The organism is Acinetobacter terrestris (genome assembly GCF_004331155.1).
In the GTDB taxonomy this organism is placed as follows: Bacteria; Pseudomonadota; Gammaproteobacteria; order Pseudomonadales; family Moraxellaceae; genus Acinetobacter; species Acinetobacter terrestris.
Window position 1 is genome coordinate 1 of sequence record NZ_SJNZ01000033.1, and the last position, 24,367, is coordinate 24,367.

Consider the following 24,367-nt stretch of genomic DNA (forward strand, 5'->3'; position numbering starts at 1 on the left):
TTTGCTTTATTATTCCAATTTGAAAGAGTTTGCATTGAAATGCCAAGTTGTCTGGCTGTTTCCGATACATTGCCTTGATTGGCTTCAATCAATTTTATTGCTTCAACTTTAAATTCTGCGGTGTAAGTCTTCTGTTTCTTGCTCATGGTAAACTCCTGATGAGTGTCTATAGTTTACCAAGTTAAAACCTCCTGTTTTCTCAGCACACATCACCCTTGTTATTGTTTAAAATTAGGTGGACAACCATTTACTGACATATGAGGTCGTTCATGATTATAAAAGTACTGCCATAAGGTTGTACAGTCTTGAACCTCACTAAGCTCTCTAAATAAATATTGGTTTAGGCATTCGTATCGAACTGTGCGATTAAATCGTTCAACATAGGCATTTTGTTGAGGGTTACCTGGCTGAGTGAAGATATGCTCAATATCATGTTGATCACACCATTCTTTCATTAAATCGCTTATATATTCAGGCCCATTGTCGGATCGAATATGTTTAGGTTTGCCTCGCCATTCAATTAATTGGTTAAGCCCCCGCAGAACACGTTCAGCCGGTAATGAGAAATCAACAAGGATATCTAACGATTCTCGATTGTAATCATCAATGACGTTATGCACACGGTAGCTACGCCCATCACTGAGTTGATCATGCATAAAATCCATTGACCATGACTCATTCTTAGCTGTTGGTACTGCAAGGGTTTCTGGTTGTTCTCGCTTAATTCGTTTGTTGGGTTTAATCCTTAAGTTAAGTTCAAGCTCTTTGTAGATCCGATATATGCGTTTGTGATTCCATCCATAACCTTTTACATTGCGCAAATACAGATAGCAGAGTTTAAAACCCCACGTTTTATTTTCATTTGATAACTTAATCAACCACTCAGCGATTTGAACATTTTCCTCTTTCAAAAGGGCCTTATAGCGATAACAGGTTTGGCTAACATTAAAAATTAAACAGGCCATGCTGATAGAAATCTTAAACTGCTCAGCAGCCTGCTGTGCAAGAGACTTCCGCTGAACTGGCCTTAAAACTTTTTTGAAAGAGCATCTTGTAAAATGTCAGATTTAAGCCGCTCATCAGCATACATACGTTTTAAACGGGCATTTTCAGCCTCTAATTCTTTAAGCCTAGTCATCATGGAAAGATCCATTCCGCCATATTTAGACTTCCACTTATAGAAAGTTGCGGTGCTCATTCCATGCTCACGGCAAAGGTTTGGAACAGGTGTTCCTGCTTCAGCTTGTTTCAAAATACTCATAATTAAGCTGTCTGAATATTTAGATATTTTCATAGAAAATCTCCTTAAATCAAGGGTATTCGATTTTCTACTTTTAAGTCCAATTATTTGCGGGGGGCATTACCACTGGAATTCGGTTTTAAATATTATTGTTGTCGCCATTGTTGTGGGGTAAAGCCACTCCATTGTTTAAAGGCACGTTGGAAAGCACTTTGTTCAGAATAGCTCAGCAATAAAGCAATTTCTTGCAGGCTTAAATGCGGATCTTTTAAATATTGTTCTGCCAACAGATGCCGAACTTCTTGCATGCGCTGTTGATAGGTTGTGCCTTGTTGTTGTAAATGGCGCTGTAGCTGGCGTACCGACATGTTTAATTGCTGCGCGATAGGTTCGATTTGATACTGGTTTTTTTGCAAGCCGGTTAAAATTGCCTGTTGTAGACGCTGGTCCAGTTGGGTGGAATTCGGAAGTTTATTTAACAGTGCTTGAGCTTGCTGCATCAGCAAATGTTGCAAGGTCTGATCACCTTGGTGAAAAGGTTTGGCAAGCTCATAAACAGGGATAATAATTTGGGAAACCGGCTGTGAAAAGCGAACTTTGCAACGGAAATATTGCTCATAGATCGCGATGTTTTTTGGTGCCGGATGAATAAAATGAACTTCATGTATGTGAATGTCATCCAAGGCCATGAAGCATTTCAGGAATTGTAACATCAAGGCGATAGAAAGTTCGTGAGTGACCTGGGTGGTGAGATGATAGGGAATATCTCCCCAACCAATGGCTAAATAATTATCCAGCATATTGACCTGCAGGGGACTGCCATCATAAATTAAGCGATGAAAATCATGATAACGTTGTAAGGCTTCCCCTAAGGTATTACAGGACAATGCAATATAAGCAATGATACCGAGATGTTTGGGTTGTACAAATTCGGCAACCTCAAGTCCAAAGGCAGGAATTTGACAATGTTGCTGCATCTCTGTCAGTAAGTCACGCCAAAGACAGAAGTCAACGCGTTCTAGGTTTTGGATCTGTTTCAGTTTTTCAGAAATAGTTAAACCTTTAGCTTGGCTATAGGCATAAAGCAAATGTCCAAGTCCACCGTAAACGGAGCCCGTGTAATCTTTAAATTGCTGCATATTGATCTTTTTATTATCGTAATTTATCAATGAAATTTTATGTTATGTTCAATATTTAGCATAGTTCATTGTCTATATTCAATACACCTGAGTTCGATCTAAAAAAGAGTAGAAAAAAAGCCTTAGTATTTGTAACGTATTGGTTCTCAAGACAAAACATTAAAACACAAGGCTTTCTATGGATCATATTACCGAATTATTTTGTATTTTGGATGATTTTTGCAAAATCTTTGATGAATCCTTAGAGAAATCTCTTATTGCCCACCAAAATCAGCAAACTCAAAAATCTGCTTTGAGCCTTTCTGAAGTCATGACAATCGTCATTCTTTTTCATCAATCGGGCTTCCGTTTCTTTAAATATTTTTATTGCCAAATGATCATTCCTTTTTGGAAATCAGCCTTTCCAAAACTTCTGAGCTACAACCGCTTTATTGAAATCATGCCTCGGTGTTTGCAAGCTTTGAGCAGTTTCTTCCATCAAGTAAAAGGTAAAGACACTGGTATTAGTATTATTGATTCTACTAAATTAGTGGTTTGTCATAATCTTAGAATTAAAAGACATCGTGTTTTCAAAGATTTAGCAAATCGTGGAAAAAGTAGTACAGGATGGTTCTATGGGTTTAAATTACATCTTGTTATCAATAATTTAGGTGAAATCATAAATCTGAAAGTGACTTCAGGAAATGTCCATGATGTCTCCGTTCTTGAGGCAATTACCTTAGAATTGAAAGGTGTATTATTAGGTGATAAAGGCTATTTGAGTAAAGCTAAGACAGAAATTTTAGCTGCTAGAGGACTAAAATTATTGACTCCTGTTCGTAAATCGATGAAGAATGCCAAACCAAAAACACAGCAAGAAAAAGAGTTATTATCAAGGCGTGGTTTGATTGAAACAGTGAATGATCAGTTGAAGAATTAACATCAGATAGAACACACACGTCATAGATCGATCAATAATTTTATGGTGAATGTTATGGCGGGTGTAGTGGCTTACTGTTTAAATCCCCATAAGCCAACCTTTAAAAATTTGTTAAATGGCTGAGGAATCCCTTCGAACTCAGGTTATATTCAATACAATTGACGGGGAAGTGATATGTGGAAGGGATTTTTGGTTGGACTGGTTGTGGCCAATGGCTTTGAATGGATTGCCCATAAATATATTTTGCATGGTACCCATCGAAGTGGAAAGCCGCGTTATAGCCCTGTACCTGACAGCATGAAATCGCATTGGGAACACCACCGTGAAGTGCGAAAAACGGATTTTTATGATCATGGCTATGTCGAAGGCATTTCCAATTGGCGCACTAAAAATGAAATCATTTCTCTGGCTGTGGTAGCCACGAGCACCAGTTTAATGTTTTATCCTGTCTCGAAAGGTATGGCAGCAGCTGCAGTTTATAGTGCCTGTAATTATTACTATATTCATCGCCGTGCCCACTTAGAGCCGGACTGGGCAATGAAAAAAATTCCCTGGCATTATGATCATCATATGAATTCCAATCAAGATGCCAACTGGTGTGTGACCAAACCCTGGTTTGATTATGTGCTCGGAACCCGAGTGATTTCGTCAAAAGATTTACAAGAACAGAATCCACTGGGCATGGTATTGCCTGCAGCTGTGTCAAAGATATTGAATTTTGTCGCAGCCACTTACTTTCCTGCAAAATGGGTAGAAAAAGTGCTTCCATGATCGGTTGAGAGATAAAGAATTTAGCGTTTAGGGTTTTAAATTTTCATGAGTTTGAGCTAATTTTTTGATTTTAAATGGACTATAGATCGTCACTTTTTAAGTCATGTCGTAAATTGTCAATGTTTTTGGCATTGATGGTCAATATTCCAATGCTTTTTTAACCTATATTTGCCGCATGCTTAAGTTGTAACAAAATCTGACTTAAGCAGTGGATATATCTTTTGTTGTACCTTACAAGAAACCACGCGCTGTAGTTTTCTTGGTTTATAGGGAGTCTCTAAGACTCCCTTTTTTTATCTCTAATTTTTATCATGATCTTATCAAAATAAAAAAAGAGTGTTTTAAAAACACTCTTTTTATAACAACGTGCTAAATATAACAACGCATTAAGGTTTTAGAGACGCATTTCAATGCCTTGTGCAGCTAAATATTGTTTTGCTTCAAGAATAGTATGTTGACCAAAGTGGAAAATAGAGGCGGCCAAGACAGCATCTGCCCCGCCTTGTAAAATACCATCTGCTAAATGTTGTAAACAGCCAACACCACCGGAAGCAATGGTCGGAATGTTTACACGATTATTGATTTGACGCATTAATTTGAGGTCATAACCGGATTTGGTGCCATCAGCATCCATCGAGGTAATCAGCAGTTCGCCAGCACCATATTCGGCCATTTTTACTGACCATTCAATGGCATCAATACCCGTCGGTTTACGGCCGCCATGGGTGAAAATTTCCCATTTATTGTCAGCAGTTTTTTTCGCATCAATGGCAACCACAATACATTGTGCGCCAAAGCGTTGCGATGCTTCTTGTACAAATTCAGGATTGAATACCGCAGCCGAGTTAATGCTGACTTTATCTGCACCGGCATTCAGTAATGAGCGGATATCTTCAACTTTACGTACACCGCCGCCTACGGTTAATGGAACGAATACACTTTCTGCCATACGTTCAACCGTACGGTATGTGGTGTCACGGCCGCTTGATGTTGCAGTAATGTCCAGGAAGGTAATTTCATCGGCACCTTGTTCGTTATAGCGACGTGCAACTTCAACCGGGTCGCCTGCATCACGGATATCAAGGAATTGCACACCTTTCACCACTCGACCATTATCTACGTCAAGGCAAGGAATAATACGTTTAGCAAGCATAATTTTTTCCAAAAATAACAGCCGATTATGAAACTTCGCCACGAAGGTGCTACACCTTGGTAGTTGGAGCAGGTATTCTATCAAAATTATGTAAGTTTTTTTGCAGGTTTTCTATGTCGGTTTATACCCCTTTGACTTTACAGGAAGTTCAGGCTTTTGCAGCACCTTATGGATTAGAGGTGATTGACCTGATTCCGATTCAAGGAGGTATTCAGAATACCAACTATTTTTTAGTCTGTGAAAATGCCACGCAGTATGTACTGACTATATTTGAAGAGATGGATGAGCAGGGTGCAGGAGAACTGGTTCCGGTACTCGAGCATTTAGGTAAATCTGGCTTAGCGGTGCCAGTGCCCTTAAATTATGAGGGTAAAGCGATTCATAGCTTAAAAAACAAGCCTGCTCAAATTGCGCCACGCATGCTGGGCAAACACCCGATGCCATCAACGGTGGAACAGGCACAAGCCATTGCCGTTGCGCAGGCAAAAATGCATATCGCATTGCAAGATTTTCCATTGGAACGTGCAGAATATCGTAATCATGACTATTGGTTACAAGTCGCTAAAGAATTAAAACCGACTTTAAATCCTGCCGATGCTATTTTATTGAGTGAAGTGCTGGGGCTTTATGAGGCCTTAACTGCGGTCTATCCCAACCGTCCGAAGGGCTTTATTCATTCAGACTTATTTCGTGACAATACCTTGTTTGAAGGTAATCAATTAAAAGGTATTCTAGATTTTTACGAACTGAATAAAGATGAACTTCTGTTTGATATCGCCATTACTTTAAATGACTTCTGTACCGAATATCCGGAGGTGCATTTAAATGAAGTGAAGGCACAGGCGTTCCTAGAAGCCTATGAAACTGTGCGCCCATTAACTACTGATGAAAAAGCCTGTTTAGAGATTTATCTGGCTATGGCAGCGGCTCGGTTTTGGCTGATGCGTTTGCAAGTGGCACAAAAAAATGCACAGCAGGGGCGTACTGGAGATGATATTTTGCAGAAAAATCCGCAAGAGATGCGTAATATGCTGATAGAAAGACTAAAATTTGTCACTGCTTAAAAATAGGAAATAGAAATGCGCGATCAGGGGCGATTAGTCGAATGGTTTGATGACAAAGGCTATGGTTTTATTCAACCGAACGATGCCTCGAAAGATCGCGTGTTTTTACACATTAAGGATTTTGCCCGTCAAGGTCCGCGCCCGATTGTCGGCTGCGCACTGGAATATACGGTCTTGCTGGATGGGGACGGGCGTTTCCGTGCGCAGCAGGTGATGTACCTCAAGGCATCACAAACACAAAAAATATTGCCCAAACCGAAAAATGTAAAGGGACAGCAGCAAAAATTAAAACCGATGCAAATCGCCTGTATTGCTTATATTTTGGCTTTGGCTGTTTTCACCCTTCTGGGAATGTTAAGTGGAATGGTGCTGTTATTTATCAGCATTGTGAATGCCCTGTCTTACTGGCTGTATGCGCAAGATAAAGAGGCGGCTCTACTGGGCAATCGCCGTATACCTGAACAGAGTTTGCATATTTTATCCTTTCTTGGGGGCTGGCCTACCGCATGGCTGGCACAAGAAAGACTGCGTCATAAAACACAAAAACAACCCTTTAGAAAGATTTATTTTTGTACCATAGCCTTAAACATTCTTTTGATTTTATGGCTAATTTCTCCTTTAAATTTCATTAAATTTTAAAGCAGAACAATTCCTTTAAAAGGTATAACAATGAATTATTCTATAGATAAAGACTCCAATCGTACTCTGACTTTAATTTTGTATGTTCTTTATATTATTGCTATTTTTTCAGGTGGCTTACTGGCGGTTATTGCATTAATCATTAACTACGTCAAGCGCAGCGATGTACGCGGCTCTATTTTTGAAAGCCATTTTACCTGGCAAATTCGTACCTTCTGGTGGTATTTATTCTGGAATATTGTTGCTTTTATTCCGTTCTTTTTCTTGTTTTTTACCGGTGAAAATACTGACCTGTTCGCGGGTGTGGCACTGATTGCCACCACATTCTGCTTGAGTGTCATTGGTCTTTCCTGGATCTGGATTGTCTATCGTGCTATTCGCGGCATTATGCGTTTGAATGATAATCAACCGATGTATCAATAACTCAATTTATTCCTCATATTGAAGGCGGCGTTATGCCGCTTTTTTTGAAAGAGTATCGTTCTAAAAATTGGTAAGTTAGCTTCTCCTTACAGAGCAATGTTCTTCTTTTTCTAGAAGGGAGGAGAAGCTTATATCCAGAGATGATCACGTGAGCCATTTCCTCTCCCTCGGGGAGAGGGTTAGGGAAAAGGCTAGGAAGAGAAAAATTAAGCTCTTAAGGATTTACTTCCTTATTCTTCCTTAAAAACCTCGGTTTCCATTCACTTGCAATCACACCTAACACCACCAATGCGCCTCCTAAAATAGCAACTAAAGCTAAGCGTTCACCAGCCATACGGCCGATCAGTGCTGCCCAAACCGGTTCACCTGAATAAATGATTGCTGCTTGAGAGGGATCAACTTCACGCTGCGCCCAGTTCATCACCAGTTGAATGGCTGCACTGGCCAAGCCCAGTCCACAGAGAATGATCATTAGGGGCCAAGAGAACACAGGGTTCCATACTTCGCCAGCTATTGGCATCATGCAAAAGGCAAAAACAGACGCAAAACCGAGTTGAATCACGGTGACACGGCGAACATTGACTTTACCGGCAAATAAACTAATCAGAATAATTTCAAGGGCAATCGCGATTGAACCGAGAAGGGTAATAATCTGCCCGAAGTTCAGCTGGATTTGACCGAAACCGTTACCCGTTAAAAATACCAAACCTAAAAATGCTAAGACTGCACCGCACCACGTCATAATCTGTGGGGTTTTGCGGAATAACAGCCACAATAAAATGGGTACTAAAGGCACATACAGTGCGGTTAAAAAGGCCGATTCACTGCTGCTAATGATTTTGAGTCCAATGGTTTGTGTGCCATAGCCAATCGCAATCACCAAGCCAATCAACGCACCGGCAGCAATTTCTTTTAGATTGATTCCGCTTAAATCTTTCCAGGAAAAAAGACAGACAAATAACATCGCTGCGGCAAAACGGCAGCCGACAAAAAACATCGGGCTGGCAAAATTTAAACCGTATTGCACGGTCAGGAATGATCCGCCCCATATCATGGTAATCAGAATTAAGGCAAGTTGCGGGGCTTTGCTTTTAAACCCGGAAGGAGCGTTTGACATGTCTATACAGCGAAGAAATTGATTGAAATAAAAAAGAGGTCCGAAGACCTCTTAAGGACGAATCAATATTTAGATGGATTGATCATCCCAAAGTGATTGCGCTTCACGAAGATTTAATGTGCCTTCGTAAATTGCACGACCGGTAATCGCACCTAAAATGCCCGGCTGGCCTTTTAAGTTGCGAACGTCGTCAAGATTGGTTACACCACCAGACGCGATCACCGGCAAACCTGAATAAGTCGCCAAGTTGACAGTCTGTTCGATGTTGACACCTTGCATCATGCCATCACGGGCAATGTCGGTATAAACAATGCTGGATACACCGGCATCGGCAAAGCGTTTTGCCAGATCAGTCGCTTTAATGTCAGTGATATTTGCCCAGCCATCGGTAGCCACCATGCCATTCATGGCATCGATACCGACAATGATGTGACCGGCGAATTTTCTGCAGGCTTCTTCAACAAATTCAGGATTTTGAACTGCTTTAGTCCCGATAATCACAAAAGATACGCCAGCTTGTAGGTAATGCTCGATTGTTTCCAGCGAACGAATGCCACCGCCAATCTGGATCGGTAAATCCGGCTGAGATCTAGCAATGGCTTCAACCACTGGCTTATGGATGGGCGTACCGGCAAAAGCACCGTTTAAATCAACCAAATGTAAGCGGCGTGCGCCTTCATTTACCCAATGCTGTGCAGTTGCAACTGGATCGTCAGAAAATACGGTATCGTCTTCCATACGGCCTTGTTTTAAACGGACACATTTGCCATCTTTCAGGTCAATTGCAGGGATGATCAGCATGCTTTCGCTCCTTGCCTAATCTCGTTAAAGTTATTGTTTGTCATCTTAGCAAAGTATTTCTAAATCTCTAAGCATCAGTTTCAGCTTTTGTTTTGTTCGGGCGTAGACGTAATTTCAATGAGGTGTTGGGAATATGTTCAGGAAGCAAGCCCAGACGATGCAATTCTTCAAACACTAGGACCGGTGCATAAGCATCGGCCGCCGCATATTGAATTTGGGCTGGAGTCAGTGTTTTACGTGCCCAGTTGGAGGTACTGATTTTTTTACTTTTGGGAAAATTCACCTGAAATAAAAGTGCCATGGCATTTTTCAGCCCCATAGGATTGGGGTAACCAAAGGCAGAAAAGCATTTAGACAGTTCAATCACGCTATTCAGCTCAATGCCTTTTTTACGAAAAAGATGTGCATCATTCTTTAGACCAAAGCCGACTTTAATCTGATCCCGACTTTCAAAAACTGGCTTTAGAAATTCTAGTATTTCAGGGTTAATTTGAAATAAATAGGCTGCGTCATGACTGGCCAATTGGATCAGATGCGGCCCGGTTGATACTTCCCCCTTGGCAAAGGTCGGTTTGGATTCGGTATCAAAACCGAGCAAGGCACAGCTTTTTAATTCTTGTTCAAGGACAAGACATTGTTCAATGTTATGAATGAGATGAATCTGTTGCATGGGAAGATTCTGAAATACAGGCAATGCCTGAATTTGTTCTTTGCTGGGTAGCGTTTGAAGCAGAGACTCTTCCATGATAATCAGTACAGTGATTTATTTTAAATTCAGCTTAATCGCTTTTCAGATTTTAGGCAAAAATAAAGCCCATTGATCATGGGCTTTATCCAGGATTTAAAAGCATCAATCCACGTGATGGATACTTTGTTCCATCTGCGCCTGTTGAGCGCGAGTCACATAATCTTGATAAGCCGGAAGTGCAATCGCAGCTAAAATAGCTAAAGGGAAAATTAAAATATAAATCCAGGCCAACACTTTTTCCCAGCCTTTGGTGTTACGTCGAGGGCCATATTGGTTGCTTCTGTCATCACCTTTGGCAAAAATCAGGTACAGCATAAAAACAAGATTGATTCCAGGAACCAGGATTAAAAGGGATAACCAGCCGATGTGATTGCGGTCATGCAGACGGCGAATGGTAAAAACAAAGCTAAAATATAATAGGACGATGTAAGCGACTCCGATCAGAACCGTTGCCAGCATGGAAGAGCCAGTCATGGTGGTGGGATCAGCAAGCAAGCCCGGTGAAAAAGCCGCAATAATCCCGATAATGATCAGGATAGAAAAACTCATTAGCATGTTCCAGCCTAGATAAGACAGGCGACCAAAACGTCCACTTGGACTTAAGGCGGATTCACTGGTTTGATATTTTTGATTCATTTTTTATACCCTATAATTTTAATTATTGTTTAAATATAATGATTTGCATAAATATCATAACAATTAAAATCTATAAAAAATAGTCAAATTTATATAAACCAAGCAATTTCAGCCCATAAAAAAGCCCAACCAGAGTTGAGCTTTTAAAAGATCTGAAAATGGAGGCTTAGATTTTCCATTCCACAAAGTTTTTCAACAGTTGCAAACCGGCGGTATGGCTTTTTTCCGGGTGAAACTGTGTTGCAAATAGATTTTCTTTATGCAGCGCGGTACAGAACTCTAAAGCATAGTCACAGGTTGCAGCGACCAGAGCCGTATCTTTCGGTTCAACATAGAAGCTATGCACGAAGTAGAAACGCGCATCCTGTTCAATGTCTTTCCACATTGGATGGCTTGGGTCTGCCTGATGTACCTGGTTCCAGCCCATATGCGGCACTTTTAAACCCGCCATTTCTGGGAAATGCTTTACTTCACCTGCAAAAATACCCAGCGCATCTGCACCGCCATTTTCTTCAGAGCGCTGCATCAACGCTTGCATACCGACACAGATCGCAAGAACTGGCTTGTTAAATACGGCATTGCGTACCACTTCATCAATACCTGCTTCATGCATGCCTTGCATACAGTCACGCATTGCGCCTACACCGGGAAATACAATTTTATCGGCCTGGGCAATCAGTTTGGGATCATTGGTCACATCTACAGTTGCGCCGACATGCTCTAAGGCTTTGGCTGCAGAGTGTAAATTTCCCATGCCATAGTCAAGAAGGGCAATACGGGTCATTACAAAGTCCCTTTGGTTGAAGCAACAGTGTTTTCTGCACGTGGATCAATTTCACAGGCCATACGCAGTGCGCGTGCAAAAGCTTTAAATGTACATTCGATTTGGTGGTGGCTATTTTTACCTTTCAGGTTATCAATGTGCAGCGTCATTAACGCGTGATTCACAAAACCTTGAAAAAATTCAGAGAATAGATCAACATCAAAGGTACCAATACGGGCGCGAGTGAATGGAATATCCATCCACAAGCCAGGACGACCAGATAAATCGACCACGACACGGCTTAAAGCTTCATCCAGTGGTGCATAAAAATGACCATAACGGCGTAAGCCTTTTTTATCACCCAATGCCTGGGCGAAAGCCTGACCGAGCGTGATACCACAGTCTTCCACAGTATGATGGTCATCGATATCCAGATCACCATCACAGTGAATGTCGATATCGAATAAGCCATGGCGCTTGATTTGATCAATCATATGATCTAAAAATGGAACACCTGTGTTGAGAGTGCCTTGACCTGTACCATCAAGATTCACCCGAACTCGAATTTTGGTTTCGTTAGTGTTTCTTACCACTTCACTGATACGTTGCGTCATAGACACGTTCCTCAAAAACGTCAAAAATGATGATATAAAATTTTTCGCGATGACGAAATCATCGCATATTAGATTGCTCAGGAGGGTTAATCAATGCCTATAACCGTACATGCTTATACTTCACTAGAAAATGACGAAGTGCGCAGCCAGCTTGAGCGACTGTATGACACCAGCCCGGAATTTGGAGATGGGCAGGATGCCATTGAACAACTAGAGCAAAACTTGGCTCAGTATACCTTAGTTTACACAGCAGAATTTAATACTAAGTTGATTGGGGCGATTTGGTGCACGGGACAAGGGGAAAGTCGGGTTCTGGAAAATGTTGTGGTTCACCCTGCCAACCGTGGACGCGGCGTTGCGGAAAGGCTGGTGAGTGAAGTCTGCCGAATGGAAGAAGACAAAGGCGTGAAGACGTTTGAACCGGGCTGTGGGGCCATTCACCGTTGTCTGGCGCATTTAGAAAAAATTTAAGCTTGAATACGTTATAAAAAAGCAGCCATCGCGCTGTTTTTTTATGCCTTGAAATAATACTGGGTTAAATAATGAATTGAGTTTTAAATAAAAAATAAGCAAATAACATGATATTTGCTGTAAAAATAAACGGTTGTTTCAAAAAGCATAAAACCTGCTTGACTGAAAAACACTTAAATTGTTTAATACGCGACATCGGCGTGATAGCTCAGTAGGTAGAGCAACGGATTGAAAATCCGTGTGTCCCCAGTTCGATCCTGGGTCTCGCCACCATATTCAAAATCTATTCCAAGATTTCAATCCCTGATCCCATCAGGGATTTTTTTTGGGCAAAAAATATTCGATCAAATAAAAATGTGGTGAATTATATTGACTATTGATGACAGATACGGCTTAATACACCGCATCGGCGTGATAGCTCAGTAGGTAGAGCAACGGATTGAAAATCCGTGTGTCCCCAGTTCGATCCTGGGTCTCGCCACCATATTTGAAAAAAACCTCAAACAATGTTTGAGGTTTTTTTTTGTCAGCGTTTTTTGGGGCTGAACTTTTTTCGTATAAAATAACCGCAATAACAATTCGAGAATAAAAAAATGAAAAGAATTGGATGTTCAATATTAACTTTAATCTTTGTGCTGCTGACTGCCTGTGGCGGTAGTGGAAGCGGCGACAACTTTAACTCTTCTTTTGAAAAAACGTTCACCTTCGGCTCACAAACCTATGTTTGCCGCAGTGAAAGGGCAGCCAATGCTTGTGGCGGTGCGAGTCAGGATTGTTCCGCATGTGACTTAGAGTCTGCATCTTCAGTGATTACGCAGGTCTGTGCCCAGCCGGTAGCGAATAGGCATAGAGTAACAACCGATGGCTGCGTGTTAAGGCTCACCAATGATACCCAGACCGGTATTTGTACCTCAGAAGGGTTGAGATTGCTTCCAGGTACGAATTTGACTCGGCAGCAAGTCAGTGCAGGGACATTGTTTTCCAGTGGAAGTTTAACTGTCAATGCTGGCAATTTTACTGAAACCATCAGCTGTAATTAATCGGCATGAAATTTTTCATGCCGTTCCTTAGCGGCATTCTCTGTTTTGGATTGGGTTATTTTGTTGCCCAGTCCAAGCCTGAATCTGTACTACCTGTTCCTGAACCACATCAGGATATTGCTGTGGAAAATTTTATTCAGCGGATCCAGCAAAAAGCCCAGACTCAGCCTGAAAATAGCCTTGCATTGCAACAGCAGCTAAAAAACCAGAAAGCACAGGTTAATTCGGTTATAGATAGCGCGACCACTGAACAGGTCAACAAATATCTGGAACAATCCTTTCCGGGCTATGACTTATCCAGTATTCAAAATAAGCACACATTTGCCAAACGTCTGGTCAGTGAATTTGTTGATGCAAAAAATGATCCGAATGAAGTTTTGGCAGGAAAAGCCACGGTGACGACCCAGCAGCAATATGCAGCAAATAGTGTATTGCCGAGGCAGATTTATGCCGGACAGCAGTTATTTGCCCATTTTGATACTTTGGGAAGAGTCCCTAATAACGAGCAGGTTTTTATCCGCTGGAGCAACCGCACTACAGGTGAAATGTTGTTTTTTATGCCACAGCGGATCAGTGGCAATCGGGAGCAGAACTGGGTCAGTCTTAATCCACTGAAAGGCTGGAAAGCCGGGACGTATGATGTTAAGTATTACCAGTTGAATGATCAGCTCAATCCGATAGCCCAGACCAGTTTTGAAATTGAACAGGTGATTGATTAAATTAAGGAATATTTTGGAAATAATTCAATGAAAGACCTCTTTTCCAAGCATAGTCTTCGCTATAAACAAGCCCGCCCAGATTATTCCATTCAAATTGTGAAAGAAATTTTAAAGCATGTGCCGGAGCGGAATTTCGCATGGGATTGTGGAGCAGGGTCTGGACAATTTACCCAGTTATTGGCCCCATATTTCAATTATGTGGTGGCAACCGATATCAGTGAAGCACAGTTGCAGCAAGCGCCTTATTTTGAAAATGTCAGCTATCAGGTGCAGGCAGCCGAGCAGAGCAATCTTCCTGCGCAATCTGTTGACTTGGTTACGGTGGCTCAAGCCATTCACTGGTTTGACTTTGACGCCTTCTATAAAGAAGTTAAACGGGTGCTTAAACCGCAAGGGGTGTTTGTAGCCATTGGTTATGGCTTAATTGAGATACAGGATGCTGCGATTAACAGTTTGGTTCAACAGCTGTACTTTGAAACCTTAAACGGCTATTGGGATGCTGAGCGCCGTTATATTGATGAGCTGTATCAAAGCATTCCATTTCCTTTTAATGAACAGGCTGTACCAGAGATGCATTTGCAATATCAATGGTCTTCGCAGCAACTGTTGAGCTATTTAAAAACATGGTCAGCACTCACGCATTATCAGGAAAAAAACCATCATGACCCGCTGCAGCTTATTTCAAACGCTTTACACGCTGTACCAGAAAATTTAGATGTAACATTTCCTGTCCTGCTACGTGTAGGAATGGTTTAAAAATAAAAAATTAAGCGGCAGGATTGTTGGGCAGTTTTTTGTGGCCAAGCTAGAGCTAAAAAGATGATTTCTGGAAAATTAGCATCATAAAAATTAAAATTTTTAATATAAAATTCATGTATATAAAGATGCCAAATCAAATGATTGTTGAATAAAAATTAAGATGCGACTCAGACCACTTATCTGGGCGAAGGCTACCAAATACAGGGTTTATTATACAATTTTGGGTGTCGACGGTTGTTTGTTTACTTCAATTCATTGTTGAGTAGAACTGCCATGAATCTCCTAAAAAATTTGTCCTGCGCAATTGTAGCGATTGCCGGAAGTTTTTCCATTTGCTCTACTTTTGCTGATATAGCCGATGCCCCTGGATTAAGTCCGTTAACGGAATCCGAGTTAAGAGCTAAAACCACACCAGTCATTCAATATAAATGGAACCCGCAACAAGAGAGGGCTTTGCAGCATCGAATTATGCAGATCCAGATGGATACTCAAAACTTTGTGGTTAACCCCACTATTGTAGCGACCATAGATCTTGTGCCTGATGGACCCATGCCAGATATAAACAGCTTGCCATTGGAACAGCAGCAATATGTTTTAGCCATTGCCCAAGGTTTGCAATCACCTGATCCAAGAGAAGGTTTGTATGTTCTGCTTGAACGTTTTGGTATAGACCGTAGCGCAACCAATGTACAAATCGCTCGGGAGCAAATTTCATTGGGTACGTTGGAAAATACTTCGCAAAATGAAGCAATCAGACAGTTGCAACAACAGCAAAGACCGATACCAAATAATGGTATTCGCTAGTTGGGCAGTATTCAGATAAAAATATTTTTGGCTATAACTAAAAAAGGATGCTCACAAATGGCATCCTTTTTTTACGGCTAAAATGCGTTAGCGCAAATTAAGCAGCAGATTTTTTAAACCAAGAGAAGAATGATTTTTTCTCAGCTTTTACTTCAGCTTTAGCGGCATCGGCTTTTTCAGTAGTTGCTTCTTTTACATCAGCTGCTTTTTCAACAGTTGCGTCTTTTGCTTCAGTTGCTTGAGCAACAGTTGCATCTTTCACTTCGGCAGTTTTTTCTACAACAGCATCTTTTGCTTCAGTTGCTTTAGCAACAGTCACGTCTTTAGCTGCAACAGTTTTAGCGACAACTGCATCTTTAGCAGCTACAGTTTTTTCAGCAGCAGCGTCTTTTACTTGAGCAGTTTTAGCAACAGTTGCATCTTTGGCAGCTACAGTTTTAGCGACAGTCGCATCTTTCACGTCAGCAGTTTTTGCTACAGCCGCGTTTTTAGCCGCTACAGTTTTTTGAGCAGCAGTTTTAGAAACAGCAGCAGTTTTTTCTTTAGTCGCAACAGCTGTGTTTTTAACAGCAGTCGCAGTTTTAGCAGCATCTGCTTTTACTTGTGCTTTTGCAGCAGCAACTTTAGCAGCTGGAGTAGTTTCTACAGCAGTTACAGCCATAGCAGAGGTAGTTGCTGCAACTAAAGCGATAGCCAAAGTAGTTTTAATAGTATTCATGATGATTACTCAATTGTGAGAATAAAGAGAGATTTTGTACTTTTTATTTTAACGCTTGAGATACTAAATTTTTAAAAGTGAATAGCTTAGCTTGGCTTGGTTGTTTGAATATTCAACTAAATTTACACAGAAATAACAGGATGTTGCGGACAGTTACATAAGGTATGATCTGTAGATTATAAGAAATATATTTATTAGGGGGAAGCTATGGGTGAAAAGTTCGAATTCAATGTTAATGAATCATTGGAGGTCATTAATAATATTCTCCAGATGGCTGAAAATTTAAAAGAGCAGAATAATTTTGTAGGAGAGTTAGCAAAACAACTGTCGGCATTAGGATTTGAAATTAATAAAGAAACTTTCATTAATTATTTGAATGAGAAATTAATCACGTGCAGAAATTTTAAAGGATTGGAATTAGTAAGAGCATGGGATGGGGGATTCCAAAATTTCACTGATGAAGACAATACTTATCGATTACATAGGTTAGCTCTTTATTTAGTAATTTACGTTAGAGAAATAACTTTTCGAAATAATTATCGAATGGATCAGGGAAGTAATTTTTATTTTCTAAATGAATTGGTACGTGATAATAGGCATGAATTTATAGAAAGGTCGAAATGGTGTGTAGATTTATTTGATGATCTGCCTACTTTAATCATGCAAGAGGAGTTTCATTCTGAACATGCGATAGCTTTATCAAGTGCTATTCAAAGTGCGGATATATCGAAGGTTGAAGAATTCATTCGTACTAGAGATGAAACAGTTTCTAAAATTGATACTTGGAATAGTGAATTTGAAGCTAAAAAGGCTGCTGTAGAAATTCTTAAAGATAAACTTGATACTTATGAAACAGGCTTTAACTTTGTAGGCTTATATCAAGGATTTAGTGCTTTAAAAAAGGAAAAAGTAGACTTAGTACCTTCTCTTGAAAAAAGATTTACAGGGCTTGCAGCAGGTATCGTAATTATTCCAATTTTAGAGTTAATTTGGGTTTTATTTAATTATAAATCTCTTAATACAAATTTAGGTATTTTAGGATTCATAGCATTACCCACTATCTCTATCATTATTATTTTATTTTTTACGAGTTTCTCTCATTGATTTAAAATCCCTTAAATCTCAGATAATGCAATTAGAATTGAGAATGACTTTATGTCAATTTATTCAAAGTTATGCGGAAAAATCAAAAGAATTAAAAGAGCATAATAAAGAAGGTTTTGAAAAGTTTGAGAGCCTAATATTTTCTTCTATTGTCTCATCGGATGACAGGATACCGTCGACATTTGATGGAATGGAGCAACTATCTTCTTTATTAAAAAACTTTAAATCTTAATCTCTTAATAATAAAAATCCCCGCATAAAGCGAGGATTTTTTATATCTCAGTGTTTAATTAAACACGTTCGATGATTGTTGCAATACCTTGACCTAAACCGATACACATGGTCGCAAGACCAATTTGCGTATCTTGTTGCTCCATTACGTTTAGAAGCGTCGTTGTGATACGCGCACCAGAACAACCCAATGGGTGACCCAGTGCAATCGCGCCACCGTTCAAGTTCACACGGTCTTGTTGGTCATAAATGCCTAAGCCTTTAAGAACCGACAAACCTTGTGCAGCAAACGCTTCGTTCAACTCAAAAGTTTGAATATCAGAAATTGACAAGCCAGCACGTTTAAGCGCTTTTTGCGTAGCTGGAACTGGACCGTAACCCATGATTGCTGCATCACAGCCTGCAACCGCCATAGAGCGAATCACAGCACGTGGCTTAAGACCTAATGCTTGAGCACGTTCAGCAGACATCAGTAGCATTGCAGAAGCACCGTCAGACAAGGCTGAAGATGTAGCTGCAGTTACTGTACCGCCTTTCGGGTCAAATGCTGGACGTAAAGCACGGAAGGCTTCAAGGTTAGCATCTGGACGAATCACTTCGTCTACGTCGCATAGGATTTTGAAACCGTTTGCGTCGTGACCTTCAACACCAATAATTTCGTTTTTGAAACGACCTTCTTGTGTTGCAGCCCAAGCGCGGCGATGTGATTCCACACCAAACGCATCTTGTTCTTCACGCGTAATGCCGTTCATACGACCTAACATTTCAGCGGTTAAGCCCATCATGTTAGACGCTTTAGCATAATGCTTAGATGCTTCTGGGTTTAGGTCGATGCCGTGCATCATGCCTACGTGACCCATGTGCTCTACACCACCAATGATGAAGATATCACCTTGGTTGGTTGCAATTTGCGCTGCAGCAGTATGAATAGACTGCATAGATGAACCACAAAGACGGTTTACAGTTTGACCTGCAACAGTTTTTGGCAGGTCAGCAAGCAATGCGATGTTACGCGCAATGTTCATGCCCTGTTCTAGGGTCTGGTTTACACAGCCCCAGATCACGTCTTCAACTTCGTTTACATCAAACTGGTTACGAGCAACCAATGCGCGCACTAATTCAGCAGACAAGCTGTCAGCACGTACATTGCGGAACATACCGTTTTTGGTTTTACCCATTGCTGAACGTACGCCATCAACGATGACAACGTCACGTGGATTTAAAATAGCCATTCACGTTGCTCCTTAACCGTAGAATTTTTTGTTGTTAGCAGCCATGTCACGCAACATTTGTGGCGCTTCATAAGCTTTACCTAAGTGTGCATATTTGTCGCAAAGCGCAACGTATTCAGCAACACCTGTTTGGTCGATGTAACGTGCTGGACCGCCACGGAATGGAGGGAAACCTACACCCATGATCATCGCCATGTCTGCTTCTGATGCAGTCGCGACAATGTTGTCTTCTAAGCAACGGACAGTTTCGTTACAGAAAGCCAGCATCATACGGTCAATGATTTCTTGCGCATCAAATTCACGTTTTTCGCCAGTCACTACAGATGCAATCAATTCATACGCTGTAGGATCAACTTTTTTCGCTTTTTTGCCTTTACGGTCTAACTCGTATTTGTAGAAACCAACATCGTTCTTTTGACCCAGACGTTTGTTTTCATACATGGTTTGAATCGAACCTTTGAAGTCCGGTTTCATACGGTCAGGGAAGCCTTCAGCCATGACTTCTGCACCGTGAACGCCCGTGTCGATACCGACAACGTCCATCAAGTAAGCAGGGCCCATCGGCCAGCCGAAGCGTTCCATTACTTTATCGATTTGCTGGAAGTCAGCACCATCTTTAAGCAATAGGTCAAACGCACCAAAGTAAGGGAACAATACGCGGTTCACAAGGAAGCCCGGGCAGTCGTTGACAACGATTGGCGTTTTACCCATTTTCTGAGCAAGAACCACAGTCGTTGCAATTGCCTCAGCAGATGTTTTCTCACCACGGATCACTTCAACCAAAGGCATCATGTGAACTGGGTTAAAAAAATGCATACCCACGAAGTTTTCAGGACGTTGCAGGCTTTCTGCCAAACGCGTGATTGAAATCGTAGATGTGTTAGATGCAATGATGGTGTTTTCACGTACTGATTTTTCAGTGTCCGCAAGAACCGCAGCTTTGATCTTAGGATTTTCTGTTACCGCTTCAATCACGATGTCCACTTCTTTAAACTCTTCCAAGCTTAAAGTCGGGCGGATGCGAGCAAGGGTTTCACCCATTTTCGCAGGGGTCATTTTTTTGCGTTCAACTTGTTTGGTCAACAATTTGTTCGCTTCAGACATACCCAACGCCAATTGCGGGTTACCAATGTCTTTCATGATGATTGGTGTGCCTTTGCTTGCCGCTTGGTAAGCAATACCGCCACCCATGATCCCTGCGCCTAGAACAGCCGCCTGGTTTACAGGGTGTGCACCTTTTTCATGTTTCTTCGAAGTTTTCTTCACCAGCTGGTCATTGAGGAATAAACCAATCAATGCACCCGCTTGTGGCGTTACCGCAGCTTTCGCGAAACCTTCAGCTTCAACTTTCAATGCTTCGTTACGTGGAAGGCTTGCACCTGCTTGTAAAGAATCAAGAAGAAGTTTAGGCGCAGGGTATTGAGCAGGGTTTGCTTTCGCCAGAACCACGCCTTTAGATGAGTTAAACGCCATCATCTGTTCGATTGGACTGAGTTTAACCGGATCCAGTTTTTCCTGACGTTTTGCTTTCCAGTCAAGGCGACCAGCAATCGCTTGTTTCACCAGGTCAATTGCAGCGGCTTGAAGTTTGTCAGCAGCAACCACCGCATCAACCGCACCGTCTTTCAGTGCAGCATCAGGGCGTTTAGGATTAGCCATCGCCATCCATTCAACTGCATTGTCGATACCAATCACACGGCTTAAACGAACTGTACCACCGAAGCCCGGGAAGATACCCAGTTTGATTTCAGGCAGACCGACTTGAGCTGCTTCTGACATGACACGGTAGTCACATACCAGACACATCTCAAAACCACCGCCCAATGCCATACCATTGATTGCAGCAACTTTAGGAATGTCTAAATCTTCAAAGCTGTTGAAAATTTCGTGAACAGGCATTGCCCAATCCACAATTGCTTTTTCGCCTTGAGCAAAGTTATCACCAAATTCAGTGATGTCTGCACCTACGATAAATGTTGATTTACCAGAGGTAACGATTAAACCTTTAACGTCGCTATTTGCTTTAACAGCGTCAATTGCAGCTTTAAAGTCTTCAATCGTTGCACGGTTAAATTTGTTGACCGACTCACCTTGTAAGTCAAAGCGGAATTCTGCAATTCCGTCCGAAAGCATTTGGACGGTAATGGCATTGCCAGCGTGGATCATGCCTGATCTCCTTTATTTTGGAGGACTTATTAAGTTGATGTTCTGAAGCATGTACGCATTTCCCGCGCACATCGAGCTTCGCTAATCTTACGATAACTATATCCAAAAAGAACATAACAAGTTGTATCAAGCCGTGACGCAAGGGTCATCAAATTTTTTTCAACAAACCCTTGTGATGGACAGCTTTACTTTTACTGTACTTTGTAAAAATGTGATGAACTTTTTGTTTAAATTAAGATTTTTTAATCATTTCGTGGTTATTTATATCGGGGGTAAGTTGCGGATTTCAAGTTTTTTATTGGCTTGTTTTGGTCAAAAAAGTCAATTGAGCCAAATTTTTAATTCAGTGAAGTCGTCATTGTCGCAAAATTTTAAGCTGAAGATAGCAAATCGGCAGCTTTGAGGCGTATTTCATTTGAATAAAAATGAACGCATTTGCAGTCCAATACGTTGCCGAATGTTTGCTGCAACGATGATGATTGAGGTGATTGTCTGGAGGATGATTGAGCTAATTGTTTAGCTGATTATTTAAAGAATTATTCGGGCTGAATCATTAACTGGCCAGCATCAACATTCACGGTGAGCTGCGCTTTTTCCGGATAATTTAAAAAGTAAATCGCCAGAATCGGTTCCAGTTCGGTTCGCATCCTGCGCGCCAAATGGCGTGCGCCAAAACGGATATCATGATTTTTGTAGAAGTGAGCTTTGGCTGCATCAGTTAAAACCACAGTACGCTTTTGATGCTGTAGCCGCTGATTGAGTTTTTCCAGTTCAATCTCGACCAGCTTCGGCAAGGCATTTTCCTGAACCGCCTGATAATGCAAGGTGCGATCAATCCGGTTTAAAAATTCAGGATCGAATTTTTTAAACATTACTTTTTCAATAATGGTTTTGGTCGGTATTTTTTTAAGGCAAATATCCTGCATTTTTTTCGGCAAGAAATTCAGTTTATCCAGATATTGCTGCGCGGCTTGTGCACCGACATTACTGGTCATAAAGATCATGCAGTTACGAAAATCAATGGTCTTGGTACCTGAGGTTAAAGTCAGTTTTCCGGTATCCAGTACATTCATTAAACTGCGAATCACTTCTATGGAGGCTTTTTCCAGCTCATCAAACAGCACAATGCCCGGACGGGTATGTGAACCTGCAATAGCGGTTTCATCAAACAGGCTATGGCCTTCTTTGGAACCGACATAGCCGGGAGGTGCGCCAGTAATGGCTGCGGCATAATGCTCTTGCGCCAAGGTGTTCATATCAATACGGCAAAAAGCATCAGGACGTGCATAAATCGCCTCACTAATTAAGCGCACAGTTTCAGTTTTGCCGACCCCGGTTGGACCCAGCATTAAAGTCACAGATAAAGGGCGTTCAGGACTGGAAAAGTCGGCTTTGACCACATGCAACATTTTTTCGATTTCTTGCAGTGCCGCATCCTGTCCAATAATTCGGTCATGCAGGAGTTGCATCACCTGTTTGGGTTCAAAATGAAAACGAGGTTTGCCAATCAGTTTATCTTTTTCAGATGTGCTATGCGTTGCAGTTACAGGCTTAACGATATGCATGGCATGATTGTGGGTCGTCATTCAGTTTGATCCAAATTTTTCAGATGGCTTGAGCATAGCAAAATAAGCCAGATTTACTTATAGCTTTTAGCAATCAGGTGATTGCTGGAACTTTGCATGATTACGGGAAAAATACCGAATTGGCTTGAAAATGGCGTGAAAACCATCACATCATGTAGCAGAGCAGACATCATTGTGAATAAGGCTGAATGTGAACGAAAACGCACGTGAAAATATAGAAAAGATTTTAGCCAATATGACGACTTTGCCCGGTGTTTACCGGATGTTGGGCAAAGACGGCGAATTACTGTATGTCGGTAAAGCCAAAAATCTAAAAAACCGCGTGTCGAGCTACTTCGTTAAAACCATCGAGCATCCGAAAACACAGGCTTTGGTGGCACGTATTTATGATATTGAAACGCTAATTGTCCGTTCCGAAACCGAAGCCTTATTGCTTGAACAAAACCTGATTAAATTGCATCGTCCGCCGTACAACATCATGCTGCGCGATGATAAATCTTACGTCTATATCTTTGTTTCCAGTGACAAGCCTTATCCACGCATTGCCAGTGGTCGAGGCAAAGGCAAGCATCAGGTCGGCAAGTTCTTTGGACCGTACCCGAGTGCCTATAATGCCCGTGATACCCTGGTGGTGCTGCAAAAACTGTTTAACGTGCGCCAGTGTGAAAACAGCTATTTCTCGCAGCGTAAACGCCCGTGTTTGCAGTACCAAATCAAGCGCTGTACCGCGCCCTGCGTGGGTTTGATTTCACCTGAAGATTATCAAGAAGATGTCAATAACTCGATCCGTTTTTTACAAGGCGATACCAAAGAGCTGAATCAGGAACTGATTGCCAAAATGGAAGCGGCAGCTGAAGCCTTGGAATTTGAAAAGGCGGTGTTTTACCGTGACCGGATGGCGCTGCTGCGGGATGTGCAATCGCAACAAGCGATTTACAAAGTCAAAGGTGAAGCCGATATTCTGGCGATTGCCTATCATGCAGGCGTGACCTGTGTGCAGATTATGCATGTACGCAATGGCAAAATGCTCGGTGGTAAAAGCTATTTCCCGGATATGCTGGGTGATGATTTGGGACAAATGCTGTCGGACTTTATGGCAAACTTTTATTTTCAGGTCGCAGATGAAGTACCTGCCGAGCTGATCATTAATACCGAATTACCCGATCAAAAAGAATTGGAACAGGCGCTGCAACAGGAATTTGGCAAGAAAGTAAAGATTAAGCACGCTGTCCGGGAAACCCGTGCCGAGTGGTTAGAGTTGGCCAATATGAATGTGCAACATGCCATTAAAGGGCAGTTGGCCAATCATTTTGAATTGAATGAACGATTCCATCAGTTAGAAAGTGTGGTGGGTCGTCCGATTGACCGGATTGAATGTTTTGATATCTCGCATACCATGGGTGAAGCCACCATTGCTTCATGTGTGGTGTTCGATTCGGGCGGTGCGCGGAAACGTGATTATCGCCAGTTTTCCATTGAAGATATTACCGGCGGTGATGACTATGCGGCC

General features: G+C 41.5%; 26 protein-coding genes, 2 tRNA genes and 1 pseudogene. 15 read left to right on the top strand and 14 right to left on the bottom strand.

The window, feature by feature from the left end; genetic code table 11:
- From E0H81_RS14370 to E0H81_RS14380, 3 genes are all read right to left on the bottom strand, one after another.
- A partial coding sequence (locus E0H81_RS14370; RefSeq protein ID WP_165492629.1) for a transposase occupies nt 1-146 on the bottom strand: 146 nt, incomplete at its 3' end.
- A gap of 72 nt (nt 147-218) precedes the next feature.
- Nucleotides 219-1,294 (bottom strand): IS3 family transposase gene (locus E0H81_RS14375; protein ID WP_131319849.1). Its coding sequence is split into 2 segments (ribosomal slippage): nt 219-1,042 and nt 1,042-1,294, totalling 1,077 coding nucleotides; the frame shifts between segments, so codons are not numbered across the junction.
- Nucleotides 1,295-1,386: 92 nt separating this feature from the next.
- Entirely contained in the window at nt 1,387-2,379 is a 993-nt protein-coding gene (locus tag E0H81_RS14380) for an AraC family transcriptional regulator (protein WP_131319851.1), read from the bottom strand.
- Between the two features lie 178 nt (nt 2,380-2,557).
- Between E0H81_RS14380 and E0H81_RS14385 the strand changes: the two are divergent.
- A pseudogene (locus E0H81_RS14385) lies at nt 2,558-3,421 on the top strand (IS982 family transposase).
- Between the two features lie 51 nt (nt 3,422-3,472).
- Complete coding sequence (locus tag E0H81_RS14390; RefSeq protein ID WP_131319853.1) at nt 3,473-4,069, top strand: sterol desaturase family protein; 597 nt, start codon at nt 3,473-3,475, stop codon at nt 4,067-4,069.
- A 394-nt stretch (nt 4,070-4,463) separates the two neighbouring features.
- Here E0H81_RS14390 and hisF read toward each other — a convergent pair whose 3' ends face one another.
- The gene (hisF, locus tag E0H81_RS14395; protein ID WP_131319855.1) at nt 4,464-5,222 is read right to left on the bottom strand and encodes an imidazole glycerol phosphate synthase subunit HisF; all 759 of its coding nucleotides are present in this window, start codon (nt 5,220-5,222) and stop codon (nt 4,464-4,466) included.
- Nucleotides 5,223-5,335: 113 nt separating this feature from the next.
- Here hisF and E0H81_RS14400 point away from each other — a divergent pair, with 113 nt between their 5' ends.
- Genes E0H81_RS14400 through E0H81_RS14410 form a run of 3 tightly spaced genes read left to right on the top strand, consistent with a single transcriptional unit; the run spans nt 5,336 to nt 7,348 of the window.
- Nucleotides 5,336-6,286, top strand: coding sequence for a homoserine kinase (locus E0H81_RS14400; RefSeq protein WP_131319857.1), 951 nt, complete (start codon nt 5,336-5,338; stop codon nt 6,284-6,286).
- A 15-nt stretch (nt 6,287-6,301) separates the two neighbouring features.
- Nucleotides 6,302-6,925, top strand: a complete 624-nt coding sequence (locus E0H81_RS14405; protein WP_131319859.1) for a DUF1294 domain-containing protein — start codon at nt 6,302-6,304, stop codon at nt 6,923-6,925.
- A gap of 30 nt (nt 6,926-6,955) precedes the next feature.
- Entirely contained in the window at nt 6,956-7,348 is a 393-nt protein-coding gene (locus tag E0H81_RS14410; RefSeq protein ID WP_131319861.1) for a DUF4870 family protein, read from the top strand.
- A 214-nt stretch (nt 7,349-7,562) separates the two neighbouring features.
- Here the strand turns inward: E0H81_RS14410 and E0H81_RS14415 are convergent, their stop codons facing one another.
- The 6 genes from E0H81_RS14415 to hisB all read right to left on the bottom strand — a co-directional run bounded on the left by E0H81_RS14415 (nt 7,563) and on the right by hisB (nt 12,027).
- Complete coding sequence (locus tag E0H81_RS14415) at nt 7,563-8,465, bottom strand: DMT family transporter (protein WP_131319863.1); 903 nt, start codon at nt 8,463-8,465, stop codon at nt 7,563-7,565.
- 69 nt (nt 8,466-8,534) lie between these two features.
- The gene (hisA, locus tag E0H81_RS14420) at nt 8,535-9,266 is read right to left on the bottom strand and encodes a 1-(5-phosphoribosyl)-5-[(5-phosphoribosylamino)methylideneamino]imidazole-4-carboxamide isomerase (RefSeq protein ID WP_131319865.1); all 732 of its coding nucleotides are present in this window, start codon (nt 9,264-9,266) and stop codon (nt 8,535-8,537) included.
- A gap of 67 nt (nt 9,267-9,333) precedes the next feature.
- On the bottom strand, nt 9,334-10,011 hold the full coding sequence (locus tag E0H81_RS14425) for a 3'-5' exonuclease (RefSeq protein ID WP_131319867.1): 678 nt from the start codon (nt 10,009-10,011) through the stop codon (nt 9,334-9,336).
- Between the two features lie 105 nt (nt 10,012-10,116).
- A complete protein-coding gene (locus E0H81_RS14430) occupies nt 10,117-10,650 on the bottom strand; it encodes a DUF805 domain-containing protein (protein WP_131319869.1) in 534 nt (177 codons plus the stop codon).
- 166 nt (nt 10,651-10,816) lie between these two features.
- Nucleotides 10,817-11,434: an imidazole glycerol phosphate synthase subunit HisH gene (gene hisH / locus E0H81_RS14435; RefSeq protein ID WP_131319870.1), complete on the bottom strand. Its 618-nt coding sequence runs from the start codon at nt 11,432-11,434 to the stop codon at nt 10,817-10,819.
- Nucleotides 11,434-12,027, bottom strand: coding sequence for an imidazoleglycerol-phosphate dehydratase HisB (gene hisB, locus E0H81_RS14440; RefSeq protein WP_131215223.1), 594 nt, complete (start codon nt 12,025-12,027; stop codon nt 11,434-11,436). The genes hisH and hisB overlap by 1 nt, the downstream gene beginning before the upstream one ends.
- A gap of 93 nt (nt 12,028-12,120) precedes the next feature.
- On the opposite strand from hisB, the gene E0H81_RS14445 reads away from it, so the two are divergent.
- The 7 genes from E0H81_RS14445 to E0H81_RS14475 all read left to right on the top strand — a co-directional run bounded on the left by E0H81_RS14445 (nt 12,121) and on the right by E0H81_RS14475 (nt 15,820).
- Nucleotides 12,121-12,498 (top strand): acetyl-CoA sensor PanZ family protein, encoded by a 378-nt coding sequence (locus tag E0H81_RS14445; protein WP_131319872.1) that lies wholly within the window; start codon nt 12,121-12,123, stop codon nt 12,496-12,498.
- A 197-nt stretch (nt 12,499-12,695) separates the two neighbouring features.
- A tRNA-Phe gene (locus tag E0H81_RS14450) sits at nt 12,696-12,771 on the top strand.
- Nucleotides 12,772-12,906: 135 nt separating this feature from the next.
- A tRNA-Phe gene (locus E0H81_RS14455) sits at nt 12,907-12,982 on the top strand.
- A gap of 109 nt (nt 12,983-13,091) precedes the next feature.
- Entirely contained in the window at nt 13,092-13,538 is a 447-nt protein-coding gene (locus E0H81_RS14460; protein WP_131319874.1) for a hypothetical protein, read from the top strand.
- Nucleotides 13,539-13,555: 17 nt separating this feature from the next.
- Nucleotides 13,556-14,257, top strand: coding sequence for a hypothetical protein (locus tag E0H81_RS14465; protein WP_131319876.1), 702 nt, complete (start codon nt 13,556-13,558; stop codon nt 14,255-14,257).
- 27 nt (nt 14,258-14,284) lie between these two features.
- A complete protein-coding gene (locus E0H81_RS14470) occupies nt 14,285-15,013 on the top strand; it encodes a class I SAM-dependent methyltransferase (protein ID WP_131319878.1) in 729 nt (242 codons plus the stop codon).
- Between the two features lie 276 nt (nt 15,014-15,289).
- A complete protein-coding gene (locus E0H81_RS14475) occupies nt 15,290-15,820 on the top strand; it encodes a hypothetical protein (protein ID WP_205677729.1) in 531 nt (176 codons plus the stop codon).
- Between the two features lie 97 nt (nt 15,821-15,917).
- Here the strand turns inward: E0H81_RS14475 and E0H81_RS14480 are convergent, their stop codons facing one another.
- On the bottom strand, nt 15,918-16,538 hold the full coding sequence (locus E0H81_RS14480) for a hypothetical protein (protein ID WP_131319880.1): 621 nt from the start codon (nt 16,536-16,538) through the stop codon (nt 15,918-15,920).
- A 207-nt stretch (nt 16,539-16,745) separates the two neighbouring features.
- Here E0H81_RS14480 and E0H81_RS14485 point away from each other — a divergent pair, with 207 nt between their 5' ends.
- Together E0H81_RS14485 and E0H81_RS16025 are read left to right on the top strand one after the other, a co-directional pair.
- Complete coding sequence (locus E0H81_RS14485) at nt 16,746-17,642, top strand: hypothetical protein (protein ID WP_205677730.1); 897 nt, start codon at nt 16,746-16,748, stop codon at nt 17,640-17,642.
- 43 nt (nt 17,643-17,685) lie between these two features.
- Nucleotides 17,686-17,874 (top strand): hypothetical protein, encoded by a 189-nt coding sequence (locus tag E0H81_RS16025; RefSeq protein WP_244926548.1) that lies wholly within the window; start codon nt 17,686-17,688, stop codon nt 17,872-17,874.
- A gap of 58 nt (nt 17,875-17,932) precedes the next feature.
- On the opposite strand, the gene fadA is transcribed toward E0H81_RS16025, so the two are convergent.
- The 3 genes from fadA to E0H81_RS14500 all read right to left on the bottom strand — a co-directional run bounded on the left by fadA (nt 17,933) and on the right by E0H81_RS14500 (nt 22,857).
- A complete protein-coding gene (fadA, locus tag E0H81_RS14490) occupies nt 17,933-19,105 on the bottom strand; it encodes an acetyl-CoA C-acyltransferase FadA (RefSeq protein WP_131319882.1) in 1,173 nt (390 codons plus the stop codon).
- A gap of 12 nt (nt 19,106-19,117) precedes the next feature.
- Nucleotides 19,118-21,271 carry a fatty acid oxidation complex subunit alpha FadB gene (gene fadB, locus E0H81_RS14495; protein WP_131319884.1) on the bottom strand — a complete coding sequence of 718 codons (2,154 nt, stop codon included), beginning with the start codon at nt 21,269-21,271 and terminating at the stop codon, nt 19,118-19,120.
- Nucleotides 21,272-21,807: 536 nt separating this feature from the next.
- Nucleotides 21,808-22,857, bottom strand: coding sequence for an AAA family ATPase (locus E0H81_RS14500; RefSeq protein ID WP_131319886.1), 1,050 nt, complete (start codon nt 22,855-22,857; stop codon nt 21,808-21,810).
- A gap of 190 nt (nt 22,858-23,047) precedes the next feature.
- Between E0H81_RS14500 and uvrC the strand changes: the two genes are divergently transcribed.
- On the top strand, nt 23,048-24,367 hold a 1,320-nt coding region (uvrC, locus tag E0H81_RS14505; protein WP_131319888.1), incomplete at its 3' end, for an excinuclease ABC subunit UvrC.

Bases quoted from the DNA above. Each gene is read 5' to 3' on its own strand.
- E0H81_RS14380 (WP_131319851.1), bottom strand. From the start codon at position 2,379: ATGCAGCAATTTAAAGATTACACGGGCTCCGTTTACGGTGGACTTGGA.
- E0H81_RS14390 (WP_131319853.1), top strand. From the start codon at position 3,473: ATGTGGAAGGGATTTTTGGTTGGACTGGTTGTGGCCAATGGCTTTGAA.
- hisF (WP_131319855.1), bottom strand. From the start codon at position 5,222: ATGCTTGCTAAACGTATTATTCCTTGCCTTGACGTAGATAATGGTCGA.
- E0H81_RS14400 (WP_131319857.1), top strand. From the start codon at position 5,336: ATGTCGGTTTATACCCCTTTGACTTTACAGGAAGTTCAGGCTTTTGCA.
- E0H81_RS14405 (WP_131319859.1), top strand. From the start codon at position 6,302: ATGCGCGATCAGGGGCGATTAGTCGAATGGTTTGATGACAAAGGCTAT.
- E0H81_RS14410 (WP_131319861.1), top strand. From the start codon at position 6,956: ATGAATTATTCTATAGATAAAGACTCCAATCGTACTCTGACTTTAATT.
- E0H81_RS14415 (WP_131319863.1), bottom strand. From the start codon at position 8,465: ATGTCAAACGCTCCTTCCGGGTTTAAAAGCAAAGCCCCGCAACTTGCC.
- hisA (WP_131319865.1), bottom strand. From the start codon at position 9,266: ATGCTGATCATCCCTGCAATTGACCTGAAAGATGGCAAATGTGTCCGT.
- E0H81_RS14425 (WP_131319867.1), bottom strand. From the start codon at position 10,011: ATGGAAGAGTCTCTGCTTCAAACGCTACCCAGCAAAGAACAAATTCAG.
- E0H81_RS14430 (WP_131319869.1), bottom strand. From the start codon at position 10,650: ATGAATCAAAAATATCAAACCAGTGAATCCGCCTTAAGTCCAAGTGGA.
- hisH (WP_131319870.1), bottom strand. From the start codon at position 11,434: ATGACCCGTATTGCCCTTCTTGACTATGGCATGGGAAATTTACACTCT.
- hisB (WP_131215223.1), bottom strand. From the start codon at position 12,027: ATGACGCAACGTATCAGTGAAGTGGTAAGAAACACTAACGAAACCAAA.
- E0H81_RS14445 (WP_131319872.1), top strand. From the start codon at position 12,121: ATGCCTATAACCGTACATGCTTATACTTCACTAGAAAATGACGAAGTG.
- E0H81_RS14460 (WP_131319874.1), top strand. From the start codon at position 13,092: ATGAAAAGAATTGGATGTTCAATATTAACTTTAATCTTTGTGCTGCTG.
- E0H81_RS14465 (WP_131319876.1), top strand. From the start codon at position 13,556: ATGCCGTTCCTTAGCGGCATTCTCTGTTTTGGATTGGGTTATTTTGTT.
- E0H81_RS14470 (WP_131319878.1), top strand. From the start codon at position 14,285: ATGAAAGACCTCTTTTCCAAGCATAGTCTTCGCTATAAACAAGCCCGC.
- E0H81_RS14475 (WP_205677729.1), top strand. From the start codon at position 15,290: ATGAATCTCCTAAAAAATTTGTCCTGCGCAATTGTAGCGATTGCCGGA.
- E0H81_RS14480 (WP_131319880.1), bottom strand. From the start codon at position 16,538: ATGAATACTATTAAAACTACTTTGGCTATCGCTTTAGTTGCAGCAACT.
- E0H81_RS14485 (WP_205677730.1), top strand. From the start codon at position 16,746: ATGGGTGAAAAGTTCGAATTCAATGTTAATGAATCATTGGAGGTCATT.
- E0H81_RS16025 (WP_244926548.1), top strand. From the start codon at position 17,686: ATGACTTTATGTCAATTTATTCAAAGTTATGCGGAAAAATCAAAAGAA.
- fadA (WP_131319882.1), bottom strand. From the start codon at position 19,105: ATGGCTATTTTAAATCCACGTGACGTTGTCATCGTTGATGGCGTACGT.
- fadB (WP_131319884.1), bottom strand. From the start codon at position 21,271: ATGATCCACGCTGGCAATGCCATTACCGTCCAAATGCTTTCGGACGGA.
- E0H81_RS14500 (WP_131319886.1), bottom strand. From the start codon at position 22,857: ATGACGACCCACAATCATGCCATGCATATCGTTAAGCCTGTAACTGCA.